This window comes from Ruegeria sp. L12 (genome assembly GCF_056531745.1).
Map to the genome: position 1 here is coordinate 148,553 of NZ_JBQFMH010000004.1, position 13,593 is coordinate 162,145.

Sequence of the window (13,593 nt, forward strand, 5' to 3'; positions counted from 1 at the left end):
CCCCGTTGCCCTCAAACAGATGGAGCACACGGATGGCACCTATTGCGTTGACAATCGCCGGATCCGACAGTGGCGGCGGGGCGGGAATACAGGCCGATTTGAAGGCCATGTCAGCTTTGGGCGTTTATGGCGCCAGTGTCATAACAGCTGTGACCGCGCAAAACACCCGAGCCGTGACAGCCGTGCATGGCATCCCATTGGATGTGATCACAGCACAGATCAATGCAGTCCTCGGTGATCTTGATGTGCGGGCGATCAAGATCGGCATGCTGGCCACACCTGACATCATTCAGGCGGTGGCGGATGCAACTTCTGGTTTCGAAGGTCCTATCGTGCTCGATCCGGTCATGACTGCCAAATCAGGGGATGCTCTGCTGGCGGATGAGGCGGTTCAGACGTTGCGAGAGCTTCTGTTGCCGCGCGCGACGGTGCTGACCCCGAACCTGCCCGAGGCCGCGCGGTTGCTCGATCGACCCTCAGCTGAGACGCCTGAAGACATGAATGCTCAGGGTCGGGCGCTGTGTGCGTTGGGCGCGAAATCTGTTCTGATGAAGGGGGGGCATGGCACCGGGGATGTTTGCCGCGATCTGCTGATCGAAGCCTCGGGGCCGGTCTATGAATTCAAGGCACCGCGGCAGGAGACCAGAAACACCCATGGCACCGGCTGCACTCTGTCCTCTTCGATAGCTGCTGGTCTGGCCCGGGACCTCACGCTCGTGGATGCTGTCGCGCAGGCGCATGGCTATCTGCAGGGCGCAATCTCGGCGGCGGATGATCTGAAGATCGGTCGGGGCCACGGGCCGGTACATCACTTTTACCGGGTCTGGCCCGCGTGATGGTCTGGTCCGTCATCGGGGCAGGTGTCGCCGGTCTGGCAGTGGCCAGTGAACTGGTTTCGCGCGGGGCGCAGGTGCAGGTGTATGATCCGGGCGGCCCACCGGGTCCGCATGGCTGTTCCTGGTGGGCCGGGGGGATGCTGGCCCGCTGGTGCGAATTCGAAAACGCCGAAGAACCGGTGTTGCGATTGGGGCAGATGGCCATCGACTGGTGGACTGCCCGCACGCAGGTGCATCAATGTGGCACGCTGGTTGTGGCTAATCCCCGTGACCTGCCGGACTTGCGCCGCTTTGCTCGTCGTACGCGCGGGTTTCAAGAGGTCAGTAACGGCGATATCGCCATGTTAGAGCCTGATCTACACGGGTTCAGCAGGGGCCTGCATTTCACGGACGAGGCCCATCTCGACCCCCGACAGGCCATGCTGGATTTATGCCGCGACCTGAAGGATCGAGGGGTTGTGTTTCACCGCAAACTCGCCCCCGCGCGGCTTGAAAATGCCATTGATTGCCGCGGGCTCCACGCGCGTGAAATCCTGCACGACCTGCGCGGTGTGAAGGGTGAGATGCTGGTGATCCGATGCCCCGACGTGACTCTGACCCGCCCGGTGCGCCTGCTGCATCCGCGTATGCCGCTCTATATCGTGCCGCGCGGCGACGGCGTCTACATGCTGGGCGCAACGATGATTGAATCCGAGGACAGCAGCCGGATCACCGCCCGTTCGATGCTGGAACTGCTCAGCGCGGCTTATGCGCTGAACCCGGCTTTTGGTGAGGCTGAGGTGCTGGAAATCGGCGTCGATCTGCGCCCCGCCTTTCCGGACAACCTGCCGCGTATCCGGCGCCTGGGGCGGACGATCTATGCCAACGGGCTGTATCGCCATGGCTATCTGCTGGCTCCGGCCCTGGCGCAGGGCGTGGCCGATCTGGCGCTGGAAAACAAACATTCGGAGATGGTCGATGAAGATCGTGCTTAACGGCGCGCCGCGCGACGTGCGCGCCGAAACCCTGTCAGAGCTGCTGGAGGAATGCGGCTTCTCGGGCCGCGTTGCCACGGCGGTGAACGAGGATTTCGTGCCCTCCAGCCTACGCATCGCCCACAAGCTGGCGGATGGCGACCGGGTCGAAGTGGTTGCTCCGATGCAGGGAGGTTGAGGATGAAAACATTCTATGGCACCGAACTGCCTAACCCGCTGATGCTGGGCACAGCGCAATATCCCAGCCCGGCGATTTTGGAACAGGCGTTTCGTGACAGCGGGGCAGGGGTGGCGACGGTCTCTCTGCGCCGGGAATCCGGGGCCGGGCAGACGTTTTGGCAGATGATTCATGATCTTGGCGTGCTGATCCTGCCCAACACCGCCGGTTGCCACACGGTGAAAGAGGCGGTGACCACCGCACATATGGCACGCGAGGTGTTTGGCACCACGTGGATCAAGCTGGAGCTGATCGGCCATACCGACAGCCTGCAACCGGACGTGTTCCAGCTTGTCGAAGCGGCGCGTATCCTGACCGAGGATGGGTTTCAGGTCTTTCCCTACACCACCGATGATCTGATCGTGGGGGAACGCCTGCTGGCCGCCGGGTGTGAGGTGCTGATGCCCTGGGGCGCGCCGATTGGTTCGGGGCGCGGGCTGAACAACGAATACGCCCTGCGCGCGATGCGGGCCGAGTTTCCCGATGTGCCGCTGGTGGTGGACGCGGGCATCGGCCTGCCCAGCCATGCCGCCCACGCGATGGAGCTGGGCTATGACGCGGTGCTGCTGAACACCGCCGTGGCGCGTGCGGGCGATCCCGCGTTGATGGCGCGCGCGATGATGCAGGCGACTCTTGCCGGGCAACTGGCCCATCAGGCCGACCCGATCGAGGCGCGCGATATGGCCGAAGCCTCGACGCCGGTGATCGGAAAGGCGTTCCTGTCATGAGTTTGGATCGGTTTTATCCCATATTCGATCACTCCGACTGGCTGCGGCGAATGCTGCCCCTCGGCGTGAAACTGGTGCAGCTTCGGGTGAAGGATCAGCCTGACGATGTGGTGCGCGACCAGATTGCCATATCGCGTGATCTGTGCCGGGAACATGGCGCGGTGCTGGTGGTGAACGACTATTGGCAGGCCGCCATCGATGCGGGCTGCGACTGGATTCATCTGGGGCAAGAGGATCTGGACGACGCCGATCTGAAAGCCATCCGCAATGCGGGGCTGAAGCTGGGCGTGTCCACCCATGACGATGACGAGCTTGAGCGCGTCCTGGCCATGGAGCCCGAATATGTGGCGCTGGGGCCGGTCTATCCGACCATTCTGAAAAAGATGAAATGGCATCAGCAGGGCCTGCCGCGCGTCACCGAATGGAAGGCCCGTGTGGGCGATATCCCTCTGGTCGCGATCGGCGGCATGAGTGTCGAGCGTGCGCCGGGCGTGCTGGCGGCGGGGGCGGATATCGTCTCGGCCGTCACCGACATCACTCTGAACGCGGACCCCGAGGCGCGGGTGCGGCAGTGGATCGAGGCCACCAGATGAGCCGCTATGCCCGCCAGACGCTGCTGCCCGAGGTTGGCCCAGGCGGGCAGGCGCGCCTGTCCTCGGCCCGTGTGCTGGTGGTGGGTGCGGGCGGGCTGGCCGCGCCGGCCCTGCCTCTGTTGGCCGGGGCCGGGGTGGGGCAGATCACCATCGTCGATGGCGATACTGTCGATCTGTCGAACCTGCATCGTCAGACCTTGTTTGCCGAATCCGACTGCGGGCAACCCAAGGCCGAACTCGCCGCAGCCCGCTGCCATGCGTTGAATGGTGAGGTTGAGGTCGTTGGCCGAAAACAGACTCTAACAAATGAAAATGCCGCGACATTGGTGGCGCAGGCGGATGTGGTTTTGGACTGCGCCGACAGTTATGCGGCCAGCTATATCCTGTCGGACACCTGTCTGGCGCAGGGCAAACCGCTGATCAGCGCCTCGGTGCTGGGGCTGTCGGGCTATGTCGGCGGGTTCTGCGGTGGAGCGCCGTCGCTGCGGGCGCTGTTTCCGGATGCGCCGGACAGCGGCGCAAGCTGCGCCACGGCGGGCGTTCTGGGCACCGTGGTGGGGACTGTCGGCGCAATGCAGGCGCAGATGGCGCTGAACCTGCTGCTGGGGCTGGCCCCCTCGCCCTTGGGTCAGATGGTGCAATTCGACGCCCGTACCTTGCGCAGCAGCAGCTTTCGTTTCGACAATGCGCCCGAGCCAGACCGGTGTTTTCGTTTTCTCTCGGCCCGCCAACTCAGCCCCGATGATCAGATATTCGAGTTGCGCGACACCGCCGAAGCGCCGGTTCCTGCACATCCGAACGCGGTGCGGATGTCGCCGGATGACCTGACAAATATAGACCCTAATAAGGGAAAAAGACTGGCGCTGTGCTGCGCCACTGGCCTGCGCGCCTGGCGCGCCGCCGAACGTATTCAACCGGATTGGCCGGGCGAGATTGTCCTCGTCGCGGCGTCGACCCCGTAAAGCAAAAGGAAATGCGAGACATGAAAAAGCTGATCACAGCCGTGGCCCTGCTGGCCGCCGCGCCCGTCTGGGCCGAGGACAAGATGACCGTGCTGCTGGACTGGTTCATCAACCCCGACCATGGCCCCATCATCGTGGCGCAAGAGAACGGCTATTTCGCTGAACAGGGACTTGAGGTCGAAATCGTCTCGCCTGCCGATCCGTCTGCGCCGCCGCGTCTGGTCGCTGCCGGACAGGCCGATCTGGCGGTGTCCTACCAGCCGCAACTGCACCTACAGATCCATGAAGGTCTGCCGCTGAAACGTGTCGGTACGCTGGTCGCGACGCCGCTGAACTGCCTGTTGGTACTGGAAGACGGCCCGATCAAATCCCCCGCCGACCTGAAGGGCAAGAAGATCGGCTTTTCCGTCGCCGGTGTGGAAGAGGCGGTTCTGGGCACCGTTCTGGGCAAATACGATGTCGCGCTGGATGAGGTTGAGCTGATCAACGTCAACTTCTCGCTGTCGCCGTCGCTGATGACCGGACAGGTGGATGCGGTGATCGGTGCCTATCGCAATTTCGAGCTGAACCAGATGGATATCGAAGACCGCCCCGGCACCTGCTTCTATATCGAGGAGGAAGGCGTGCCGTCTTATGACGAGCTGATCTATGTCGCCAACCCGGACACCATGGATGCCGACAAGGTGGCCCGTTTTCTGGCCGCGACCGAGAAAGCCACCCAGTTCATCGTCAACAACCCGGAAAAAAGCTGGGAAGTGTTCGCGTCCACCTCGACCGAATTGCAGGACGAGCTGAACGCTCGCGCCTGGGTCGACACGCTGCCGCGCTTTGCCTTGCGCCCGGCGGGTTTTGACGCCGGCCGTTATGCCCGGTTCGAGGAATTCCTGAACCAAAGCGGCATGATCGACAGCCTCAACCCGGTCAGCGCCATCACCGTGGACGTGACTGCACGATGAGCGATTATGGCAAAGCCTTCGCGCTGATGCGCGACGCGGCGCAGGGGCCGTGGCGGGACTATTCCCGCCACGCCTTTGTCGAAGGGGTGAAGGACGGCACCTTGCCGCGCGAAGCGTTCCTTCATTATCTGCGGCAGGATTACGTGTTCCTGATCCACTTTGCCCGCGCCTGGGCGCTGGCGGTGGTGAAATCGGAAACGCATTCCGAAATGCTGACCGCCGTGGGCACCGTCAACGCGCTGGTCGCCGAGGAGATGCAGCTGCATATCGGCATCTGCGAGGCGGCGGGGATCTCTCGGGACGAACTGTTCGCTACCCCCGAACGCGCCGAGAATCTCGCCTATACCCGCTTTGTGCTCGAGGCCGGGTACAGTGGCGATCTGCTCGACCTGCTGGCGGCGCTGGCGCCCTGCGTGATGGGCTATGGCGAGATCGGCGCGCGGCTGACGTCCGAGGCGACCTCGGACACCTATCGCGACTGGATCGACACCTATTCCGGTGAGGATTACCAAGGGGCCTGCAAAGCGGTTGGAGATTTGCTGGATCAGGCTCTAACACAGCGACTTGGCGCGGGTTTTGAAACCTCGCCGCGTTGGGAGCGCCTGTGCCAGACCTTCCGCACGGCTACCGAGCTGGAGGTCAATTTCTGGCAGATGGGCCTGACCCCGTGACCACAGCGCCCGATCTGATCATCAGCGGCACGGCCACCATCGGTGGCGCGACCCTGTTCGCTCCGTTGTCCCTGACGTTGGGGGCAGGCCAGTGGACCTGTCTGCTGGGCGGATCGGGCGTTGGCAAAACCACCGTCCTGCGGTTGATCGCGGGGCTTGAGACCGGGGCTGAATTCACGGGCCGGATCACCGCCAGCGACGGGCAGGCGGTGGCGCAACGGGTGGCCTATATGGCGCAGGACGATCTGTTGCTGCCCTGGGCGACCGTGGCGCAGAACGTCTCGCTGGGTGCGCGGCTGCGGGGCGAGAAACCCGATCTGGCGCGCCGCGACCGGTTGATCGAACGAATGCGGTTGCAGGACCACCTGCACAAGAAGCCCTCGGAATTGTCCGGCGGCCAACGTCAGCGCGTGGCGCTTGCCCGCACACTGATGGAGGATCGCCCCATCGTGCTGCTGGACGAACCGTTCTCGGCGCTGGATGCCCGCACCCGCGCCGACATGCAGGATCTGGCCGCCGAAGCGCTTCAGGGCCGCACCGTCCTGTTGGTCACTCATGACCCGGCCGAGGCCGCGCGGCTGGGTCAGTCCATCGTGGTGATGACCCAAGCGGGTCTGACCGCCTGCGCACCGCCCCTCGCACCCGCGCCGCGTCAGGTCGACGATCTGGAGACGCTGGAGACGCAGGGCGCGCTTTTGAAACTGCTGCGCGAGGCAGCATGAAGTTCTTATCAGCCCTTGCAGCAACAGTTTTCGCACTGGCCGTCTGGCAGACAATCGTCAGCCTGACCGGATTGCCGAAATTCATCCTGCCGGGACCGGCACTGGTGGCCGAGACCTGGTGGCAGAACCGCTGGCTGATTGCCGAACACACCTGGATCACTGCCATTGAGGTGCTGATTGGCCTCGCCTGCGGCACGGTTCTGGGGGCGATCACCGCGCTACAACTGGCCAATTCCCGCGCCGCGCGGGTGCTGGTGCAGCCGATGCTGGTGTTCACGCAGGCGCTGCCGGTCTTTGCGCTGGCGCCGCTGTTGACGCTGTGGCTGGGCTATGGCCTCTGGTCCAAGGTGGCGATGGCGGTGCTGATCATCTATTTCCCGATCACCTCGTCCTTTTTCGACGGGCTGATGCGCACGCCGCCCGGATACTTGGACCTGGCGCGCACCATGCAGGCCAGTCCGCGCGCGGTGCTGTGGCATATCCGCATTCCGGCAGCCTTGCCTTCGCTGGCCTCCGGGATGCGGCTGGCGGCGGTTTATGCGCCGATCGGGGCGGTGATTGGCGAATGGGTCGGCTCGTCGCAAGGCTTGGGCTATCTGATGCTGCTGGCCAATGGCCGGGCCAAAACCGATCTGATGTTTGCCGCGATGCTGACGCTGGGGGTGTTTTCGATCCTGCTGCATATCGTCGTGCGCCGCGCCACGGCACGCATGGCGGGTGAGGCGCGTTAACCAATCAGAAACCGATTCTGCGTCAGGGTAGACCCATGACACAGGACGCCTTTGCCGAAGCCCCCATGCTGTTCGATACGGACGAAGCGCCAGCGCAGCCGCTGCCGAGTGGTCGGTTACCCTCCTACATCAAAGACCATCGCAAGCGGCTGCGCGAACGGTTCATGTCCGGCGGCTCGGCGGCGATGCCGGATTATGAGCTGTTGGAGCTGGCGCTGTTCCGCTCGATCCCCCGGCAGGATGTGAAACCGCTGGCGCGCGCGCTGATGGACGCGTTCGGCGATTTCAACCGCGTCCTGACCGCGCCCGAGGAACGGCTGCGCCAGATCAAGGGTGTCGGGGAAACGGTGATCACCGATCTGAAAATCCTTGAGGCCTGCGCCCATCGCATGGCCCGCGCGCGGGTGATGCAGCGGCATGTGATCTCGGGCTGGGACGCGCTGCTGGATTATTGCCACACCACCATGGCCCATCGAGAGATTGAGCAGTTTCGGGTGTTCTATCTGGACCGCAAAAACGTGCTGATCGCCGATGAAGAGCAAGCCAAGGGCACCGTCGATCACGTGCCTGTCTACCCGCGCGAGGTGGCGAAACGGGCGCTGGAACTGAACGCCTCGGCGCTTATTCTGGTGCATAACCACCCGTCCGGCGACCCGACGCCGTCGCAGTCGGATATCGACATGACGGGCCGCATTCAGGATGCGTGCTCGGCCTTGGGGCTGACCCTGCACGATCATCTGATCATCGGAAAATCAACCGAGCTGAGCTTTCGGTCGCAGGGTTATCTGTAACCGCTACTGCACCCAGACCTCGACCCGGCGGTTCACCTTGCGGCCCCATTCGGTGTCGTCGCAGGCCATCGGCATCGCCTCGCCAAATCCTTCGGTTGCGATCTCGACGCTGTCGGGGATGCTGGTTTCAACAGCGGCCAGCACCAGATTGCGCACAGTCTGAGCCCGCCGCAGGGCGATCCGTGTGTTCGCCCCGGCCCCGCCAACCCCGTCGCTGAACCCGACAAAACTCAGCTTGCGCAGGTCCAGAGCGCCACTTTCCAGCGCCTGTGCCAGCTGCAGGATGTTCGAGCGCGACTGCGCGTCGGGGCGGGACGATCCCGGCTCGAACCGGAAGGACAGCGACAACCGCGCCATCGGGCGCAGCGTCTCGATCATCTGTTGCAGCGCGTCCAGACCGACCTCGGTTCCGCCGGTGGCGATGGCGTTGGCCAGCCGGTCGCCTTGCAGGCCGATGCGGATCACCTCGGGCGATTGGTCGACAAACCCGGCCCGCCGGATCACCTCCTGCGCAGCTGCGCTTTGGGTGAAGGCGAGAAACTGCCGTGCCATTTTGGGCAGGCGGCGTTGCGGTAGATACAGGAACATGGGCGCGGTCAGCGGGTAATCCTCGGTCTTTACCGATTGGCGCGTCGCCATGATGGCATGGCCGCACCCCCCCGCCAGCGGCAGCGCGCGCGCCGCGCCGGTTTCGGCCAGGCTGGCAATACCGATGGCAAACGGATCATCCGCCACCGCGCGCACCAGATCGCTGTTGCGGGGATGCCGTTCAACCGCCGCGGACAGTGGTGCGTCTACCGGTTTCATCAGCAAGTCCTCCACCGCCTGCGCCAGCCCAGAACCGGCCACGGTCAGATTCAGCGCAATCGGCGCGTCCGGGCCGCCCAGGTCGGTCCAGTTGGTGATCTCGCCTGCAAAAACCCGCGCCAGATCGGCGGCCGATATCTGCTGCACCGGGTTATCCGCCGCGACCACCGGTACCATGGCGTCCAGCGCCAGCACCCGGGACCTGCGCGGGCGGGTCAGATCGCCCAGCCCGGCCTCTTGGGCCATGTCTTGTTCCGAGGGCCGAATCTCACGCTGGGCCAGTACGATATCCGCGGTGTTTTCAGCCAGATCGCTGAACCCCTGACCGGTGTCGGTAGCCCGCAGGATCAGGCGGGCCAGTGGCGCCTGCCGGTCCGGATGGTGCAACGCATAGGCGGTCTCATCCTCGGATTGCGTCACCGTCAGGCCTTCCTGATCGGCAAACCCTTGTATCAGCGCGGGCAACAGCGTCTCGGCCATAACCGACGCACCGGACAGGCGAATCTCAGCCACGAAATCGGTCAGGCTGGGGCAGGCAGGTCCGTCGCAGGTCACGCCCGAGCCGTCCACGGTCAGCTCTCCGAACTGGGTATCGACGCGGTAGAACTCGCCGTCATAGCCCAGCAATGTGCCTACCACTTCGACCTTGCCATCATGTGAGGTCAGGATGATGTCCTGTGCCTTTGCGCCCGTCACAAAGGACAAGGCGCAAAGCACGGCCATTGCCGCGCGAAGAAACGTCATGAGGAAGTGTCGACCTGACTGCTGTTTATTTTGCAGCGATTGTCAGGTCTGGGAACAGATTATTCAACACCAGAAAATCACCGGTTGCATCGCAGCCGGGCATATCGAGTGTCAAATCGCGTGACCGCAGGCGCTGATCCGCGCGCCATTCCAGCGATTGTACATGCAGATCAGCACCGCAATTCGCCTCTGTCACCTCGGCCTCGACCGACAATGCGATCGATCCGGCCTGAGATACGGCATCAGAGGGGAAGGAATAGACCTCGATATTGCGCGCCTGCGCTGAATCGCCCTGACCCAGATGCACGACAGAACCGGCACCGTTGGCCTCGGGGCCGGACCAGACATGACCTTCTTCACCATAGCTGGCACCAAATTCCAGCGCGTGCAATTGCAGGTCGGTCTGACCCTGCCACTGCAAGGCGATGCGGTTGAATTTTTTGATTTCAGGCACATGGGTTGTGGCCACGGTGCCTTTCCGCTCGGGCAGGGAAATCAGGAAAATGGCGTATTCCGCCAGCGCCGGAATGGTCAGGTCCAGCCGGCCAAGCCGATCAGTGCGGGTCGAAAACACCAGTCCGCTGTGGTGGATTTCGATCGGTTGATCCATATGGCAGGGTGCTTTGACCTGCAGTCTGGCATTGGCGCCGGGCACCGCCATCGCCCGTGCGCTCAGATCACAATTCGAGGGGAAACCGGGTTGCGCGCGAAGAGTCCGAGGGGGTTCGGGTGACACCTCACCACGTGCCGAGGTCGGGGAAGATGAGGTCAGCACGATCGCTTCCAGTCCGGACAGACCTGCCGCCTGCGCCGAGACCGAAGCCACCCGTTCCGTGCCCGGTTCGGGCGCGGTCGGCTGAGCTGATCCGCTCTGCATCAGGTATCCGATGGCCAGGGCGCAGGCAACGGTTCCGCCCGTGGTCACGTAATTCTTTATTACAAACAAAACACCCTCCCCAGTTGAAGGAGCGAGTCGCAATCTGGTCCTCAAACACGGCCAATATGTGGCCGCGAGGCGGACTCATTGTGTCGGAATGTGGCTGACGTTAGGTCAGTCTGCCATGACAATGCTTGAATTTCTTACCCGATCCACAGGGGCATGCGTCATTGCGCGACGGATTACCCCAGGTTGACGGGTCATCCTCGACGAATCCGGGGCGGCTGTCGCCCGAGGCTTTGGCCTCGGCCACCGCTTCGGCCTGACCTGCCGCCTGATCCACCGCTTGCTGCGCCTGTGCCTGCTGCGCCTGCATCTGCGCCAGCATCTCGCGCTGCTCTTCCTCGGTCAGCGGGCGGACGCGCGACAATTGCTGTGTCACCGTCTCGCGCAGGCTGTCGAGCATGCTTTCGAACAGCTGGAAGCTTTCGTTCTTGTATTCGTTCAGCGGATCGCGCTGGGCATAGCCCCGGAAACCCACGACCGAACGCAGATGTTCCAGCGTCAGCAGATGCTCGCGCCATTTGCCGTCAATGGTCTGCAGCAGAACCTGCTTTTCGATGTTGCGCATGTTTTCCGGGCCAAAGGCCGCAGCCTTCTGCGCCATCATCTCGTCGGCAGCGTTGATCAGACGCTCGCGCACCTGTTCATCGTCCACGCCTTCCTCGGCGGCCCAGTCCTGAACCGGGGCGTCGATGGACAGCTTGTCCTTTATCGCCTCGTGCAGGCCATCCGTATCCCACTGGTCGGCATAGGATTTCGGCGGCATATATTCGTCGATCAGATCGTCGATCACCTGTTCGCGCATGTCCGAGACGATCTCGGACAGATCGTTCGAGGACATGATCTCACGCCGCTGGCTAAAGACCACCTTACGCTGGTCATTCATCACATCGTCGAATTTCAGAACGTTCTTGCGCATGTCGAAGTTGCGGCCTTCGACCTTGGATTGCGCCCGTTCCAGCGATTTGTTCACCCAAGGGTGGACGATGGCCTCACCCTCTTTCATGCCCAGCGTGGTCAGCACTTTGTCCAGCCGTTCCGAGCCGAAAATGCGCATCAGGTCGTCTTCGAGACTCAGGTAGAACACGGTGCGGCCCGGATCACCCTGACGGCCCGAACGGCCGCGCAGCTGGTTGTCGATGCGGCGGCTTTCGTGGCGTTCCGAGGCCATCACATAAAGACCACCCGCAGCCAGCACCTTTTCCTTTTCCTCGGCGTGGTTTGCCTCTTCGGCGGCGCGCAGTTGGGCCGGGTCCGCCTCGGGGTTTTCCGCCAGCGCTTTCAGCACCTTCATCTCGACATTGCCGCCCAGCTGAATATCGGTACCTCGTCCCGCCATGTTGGTGGCGATGGTCACCGCGCCCAGACGTCCCGCATCGGCCACGATCTGCGCCTCCTGCTCGTGCTGGCGGGCGTTCAGAACGTTGTGTGCGATGCCTTCCTTCTGCAGCAGCTGGCTCAGCAGTTCGGATTTCTCGATCGAGGTGGTGCCCAGCAGGACCGGCTGGCCCTTTTCCTGCGCTTCCTTGGTCTCGCTGATCATCGCGCCGTATTTTTCACCAGCTGTCCGAAAGACCTGATCGTCTTCATCCAAACGGGCAATCGGCTTGTTGGTCGGAACCTCGACCACGCCAAGGCCGTAGATTTCGGCAAATTCCTCGGCTTCGGTCAGGGCGGTGCCGGTCATGCCGCCCAGCTTGTCATACAGACGGAAGTAGTTCTGGAAAGTCACGCTGGCCAGCGTCACGTTCTCGGGCTGAATCTGTACACCTTCTTTGGCCTCGATGGCCTGATGCAGACCTTCCGACAGGCGGCGGCCCGGCATCATGCGGCCGGTGAATTCGTCGATCAGCACCACGTTGCCGTCACGCACGATGTAATCCTTGTCGCGCTGGAACAGCTTATGGGCGCGCAGGCCCTGATTGACGTGATGCACCACCGTGGTGCTTTCGGGATCGTACAGGGAATGCCCTTCGGGGATCAGCCCGGCTGCGATCAGCCGCGCCTCCAGAAACTCGTTGCCTTCATCGGTGAAGGTCACGTTGCGCGACTTTTCATCCAGCGTGAAATGATCATCGCTCAGCGACGGGATCAGGCCGTCGATGGCGGTATACAGATCCGACCGGTCCTGCGACGGTCCCGAGATGATCAGCGGCGTCCGCGCCTCGTCGATCAGGATCGAGTCTACCTCGTCCACAATCGCGAAATTGTGGTGTTTCTGATAGACCGTCTCAAGATCGGCCTTCATGTTGTCGCGCAGATAGTCGAAGCCAAGCTCGTTATTGGTGGCATAGGTGATGTCGCAGGAATAAGCGGCCATCTTCTCGGCGTCGGGCTGGCCCGACCAGATCACGCCGGTGGTCATGCCTACGGCTCCGAACACCTTGCCCATCCATTCCGAGTCGCGCTTGGCCAGGTATTCGTTCACCGTGACCACATGCACGCCTTTGCCGGTCAGCGCGTTCAGATAGGCCGGGAAGGTGGCGACCAGCGTCTTGCCCTCACCGGTCTTCATTTCCGAGATATTGCCCTGATGCAGGAACGCGCCGCCCATCAACTGCACGTCAAAGGCACGCAGGCCCAGCGCCCGTTTCGCGCCCTCGCGCACGTTGGCAAAGGCCTCGGGCAGCAGATCATCCAGCTTTTCCCCGTCCAGCGCCCGTTTGCGCAGCTCGGCGGTCTTTTCGATCAGGCCCTCGTCGGTCAGTTTCTCGAACTCGGGCTCCAGCGCGTTGATCTTGTCGATCAGGGGGCGGGTCGCCTTGATCTTGCGGTCGTTCGGTGTTCCGAACACCTTTTTGGCGAGCGTTCCGAGTCCCAGCATGTTCACTCCAGCGGATCTGTTCTTGTCTTGGTTGCGACAGGCTTGCCCACCTTGCGCGCAACCCATAGATACGGGGGGTGAAAGGCGGCCCTGTCCA

14 protein-coding genes are annotated in these 13,593 nt (G+C 62.9%); 11 read left to right on the top strand and 3 right to left on the bottom strand.

What is annotated here, in order from left to right:
- Window positions 1–32: 32 nt before the first annotated feature.
- The 11 genes from thiD to radC are packed head-to-tail and all read left to right on the top strand — an operon-like array spanning window position 33 to window position 8,181.
- Window positions 33–836 carry a bifunctional hydroxymethylpyrimidine kinase/phosphomethylpyrimidine kinase gene (gene thiD / locus ACR0K9_RS08450; RefSeq protein WP_480822284.1) on the top strand — a complete coding sequence of 268 codons (804 nt, stop codon included), beginning with the start codon at window positions 33–35 and terminating at the stop codon, window positions 834–836.
- Window positions 833–1,810 (top strand): FAD-dependent oxidoreductase, encoded by a 978-nt coding sequence (locus tag ACR0K9_RS08455; protein ID WP_480822286.1) that lies wholly within the window; start codon window positions 833–835, stop codon window positions 1,808–1,810. The genes thiD and ACR0K9_RS08455 overlap by 4 nt, the downstream gene beginning before the upstream one ends.
- Window positions 1,794–1,988: a sulfur carrier protein ThiS gene (gene thiS, locus ACR0K9_RS08460; protein ID WP_480822288.1), complete on the top strand. Its 195-nt coding sequence runs from the start codon at window positions 1,794–1,796 to the stop codon at window positions 1,986–1,988. The genes ACR0K9_RS08455 and thiS overlap by 17 nt, the downstream gene beginning before the upstream one ends.
- Window positions 1,989–1,990: 2 nt before the next feature.
- Window positions 1,991–2,755 carry a thiazole synthase gene (locus ACR0K9_RS08465; RefSeq protein WP_480822290.1) on the top strand — a complete coding sequence of 255 codons (765 nt, stop codon included), beginning with the start codon at window positions 1,991–1,993 and terminating at the stop codon, window positions 2,753–2,755.
- Complete coding sequence (locus tag ACR0K9_RS08470; RefSeq protein WP_480534999.1) at window positions 2,752–3,348, top strand: thiamine phosphate synthase; 597 nt, start codon at window positions 2,752–2,754, stop codon at window positions 3,346–3,348. The genes ACR0K9_RS08465 and ACR0K9_RS08470 overlap by 4 nt, the downstream gene beginning before the upstream one ends.
- Window positions 3,345–4,310 carry a ThiF family adenylyltransferase gene (locus ACR0K9_RS08475; protein WP_480822292.1) on the top strand — a complete coding sequence of 322 codons (966 nt, stop codon included), beginning with the start codon at window positions 3,345–3,347 and terminating at the stop codon, window positions 4,308–4,310. The genes ACR0K9_RS08470 and ACR0K9_RS08475 overlap by 4 nt, the downstream gene beginning before the upstream one ends.
- Before the next feature lie 20 nt (window positions 4,311–4,330).
- Window positions 4,331–5,266 carry an ABC transporter substrate-binding protein gene (locus tag ACR0K9_RS08480; RefSeq protein WP_480822294.1) on the top strand — a complete coding sequence of 312 codons (936 nt, stop codon included), beginning with the start codon at window positions 4,331–4,333 and terminating at the stop codon, window positions 5,264–5,266.
- On the top strand, window positions 5,263–5,937 hold the full coding sequence (gene tenA, locus ACR0K9_RS08485) for a thiaminase II (RefSeq protein WP_480822296.1): 675 nt from the start codon (window positions 5,263–5,265) through the stop codon (window positions 5,935–5,937). The genes ACR0K9_RS08480 and tenA overlap by 4 nt, the downstream gene beginning before the upstream one ends.
- Complete coding sequence (locus tag ACR0K9_RS08490; RefSeq protein WP_480822298.1) at window positions 5,934–6,659, top strand: ABC transporter ATP-binding protein; 726 nt, start codon at window positions 5,934–5,936, stop codon at window positions 6,657–6,659. Before tenA ends, ACR0K9_RS08490 begins: the two co-directional genes overlap by 4 nt.
- The gene (locus tag ACR0K9_RS08495; protein WP_480822300.1) at window positions 6,656–7,390 is read left to right on the top strand and encodes an ABC transporter permease; all 735 of its coding nucleotides are present in this window, start codon (window positions 6,656–6,658) and stop codon (window positions 7,388–7,390) included. Before ACR0K9_RS08490 ends, ACR0K9_RS08495 begins: the two co-directional genes overlap by 4 nt.
- A gap of 35 nt (window positions 7,391–7,425) precedes the next feature.
- Window positions 7,426–8,181: a RadC family protein gene (radC, locus tag ACR0K9_RS08500; protein WP_480822302.1), complete on the top strand. Its 756-nt coding sequence runs from the start codon at window positions 7,426–7,428 to the stop codon at window positions 8,179–8,181.
- A gap of 3 nt (window positions 8,182–8,184) precedes the next feature.
- Here the strand turns inward: radC and ACR0K9_RS08505 are convergent, their stop codons facing one another.
- From ACR0K9_RS08505 to secA, 3 genes are all read right to left on the bottom strand, one after another.
- Entirely contained in the window at window positions 8,185–9,732 is a 1,548-nt protein-coding gene (locus ACR0K9_RS08505) for a phosphate ABC transporter substrate-binding/OmpA family protein (RefSeq protein WP_480822304.1), read from the bottom strand.
- Between the two features lie 25 nt (window positions 9,733–9,757).
- Window positions 9,758–10,678 (bottom strand): hypothetical protein, encoded by a 921-nt coding sequence (locus tag ACR0K9_RS08510; RefSeq protein ID WP_480822306.1) that lies wholly within the window; start codon window positions 10,676–10,678, stop codon window positions 9,758–9,760.
- A 100-nt stretch (window positions 10,679–10,778) separates the two neighbouring features.
- Complete coding sequence (gene secA / locus ACR0K9_RS08515; protein ID WP_480822308.1) at window positions 10,779–13,496, bottom strand: preprotein translocase subunit SecA; 2,718 nt, start codon at window positions 13,494–13,496, stop codon at window positions 10,779–10,781.
- Window positions 13,497–13,593 lie beyond the last annotated feature (97 nt).

What these genes read in the sequence shown, in the direction of transcription:
- thiD (WP_480822284.1), top strand. Translation starts at nt 33, where the DNA reads ATGGCACCTATTGCGTTGACAATCGCCGGATCCGACAGTGGCGGCGGG.
- thiS (WP_480822288.1), top strand. Translation starts at nt 1,794, where the DNA reads ATGAAGATCGTGCTTAACGGCGCGCCGCGCGACGTGCGCGCCGAAACC.
- ACR0K9_RS08465 (WP_480822290.1), top strand. Translation starts at nt 1,991, where the DNA reads ATGAAAACATTCTATGGCACCGAACTGCCTAACCCGCTGATGCTGGGC.
- ACR0K9_RS08470 (WP_480534999.1), top strand. Translation starts at nt 2,752, where the DNA reads ATGAGTTTGGATCGGTTTTATCCCATATTCGATCACTCCGACTGGCTG.
- ACR0K9_RS08475 (WP_480822292.1), top strand. Translation starts at nt 3,345, where the DNA reads ATGAGCCGCTATGCCCGCCAGACGCTGCTGCCCGAGGTTGGCCCAGGC.
- ACR0K9_RS08480 (WP_480822294.1), top strand. Translation starts at nt 4,331, where the DNA reads ATGAAAAAGCTGATCACAGCCGTGGCCCTGCTGGCCGCCGCGCCCGTC.
- tenA (WP_480822296.1), top strand. Translation starts at nt 5,263, where the DNA reads ATGAGCGATTATGGCAAAGCCTTCGCGCTGATGCGCGACGCGGCGCAG.
- ACR0K9_RS08495 (WP_480822300.1), top strand. Translation starts at nt 6,656, where the DNA reads ATGAAGTTCTTATCAGCCCTTGCAGCAACAGTTTTCGCACTGGCCGTC.
- radC (WP_480822302.1), top strand. Translation starts at nt 7,426, where the DNA reads ATGACACAGGACGCCTTTGCCGAAGCCCCCATGCTGTTCGATACGGAC.
- ACR0K9_RS08505 (WP_480822304.1), bottom strand. Translation starts at nt 9,732, where the DNA reads ATGACGTTTCTTCGCGCGGCAATGGCCGTGCTTTGCGCCTTGTCCTTT.
- secA (WP_480822308.1), bottom strand. Translation starts at nt 13,496, where the DNA reads ATGCTGGGACTCGGAACGCTCGCCAAAAAGGTGTTCGGAACACCGAAC.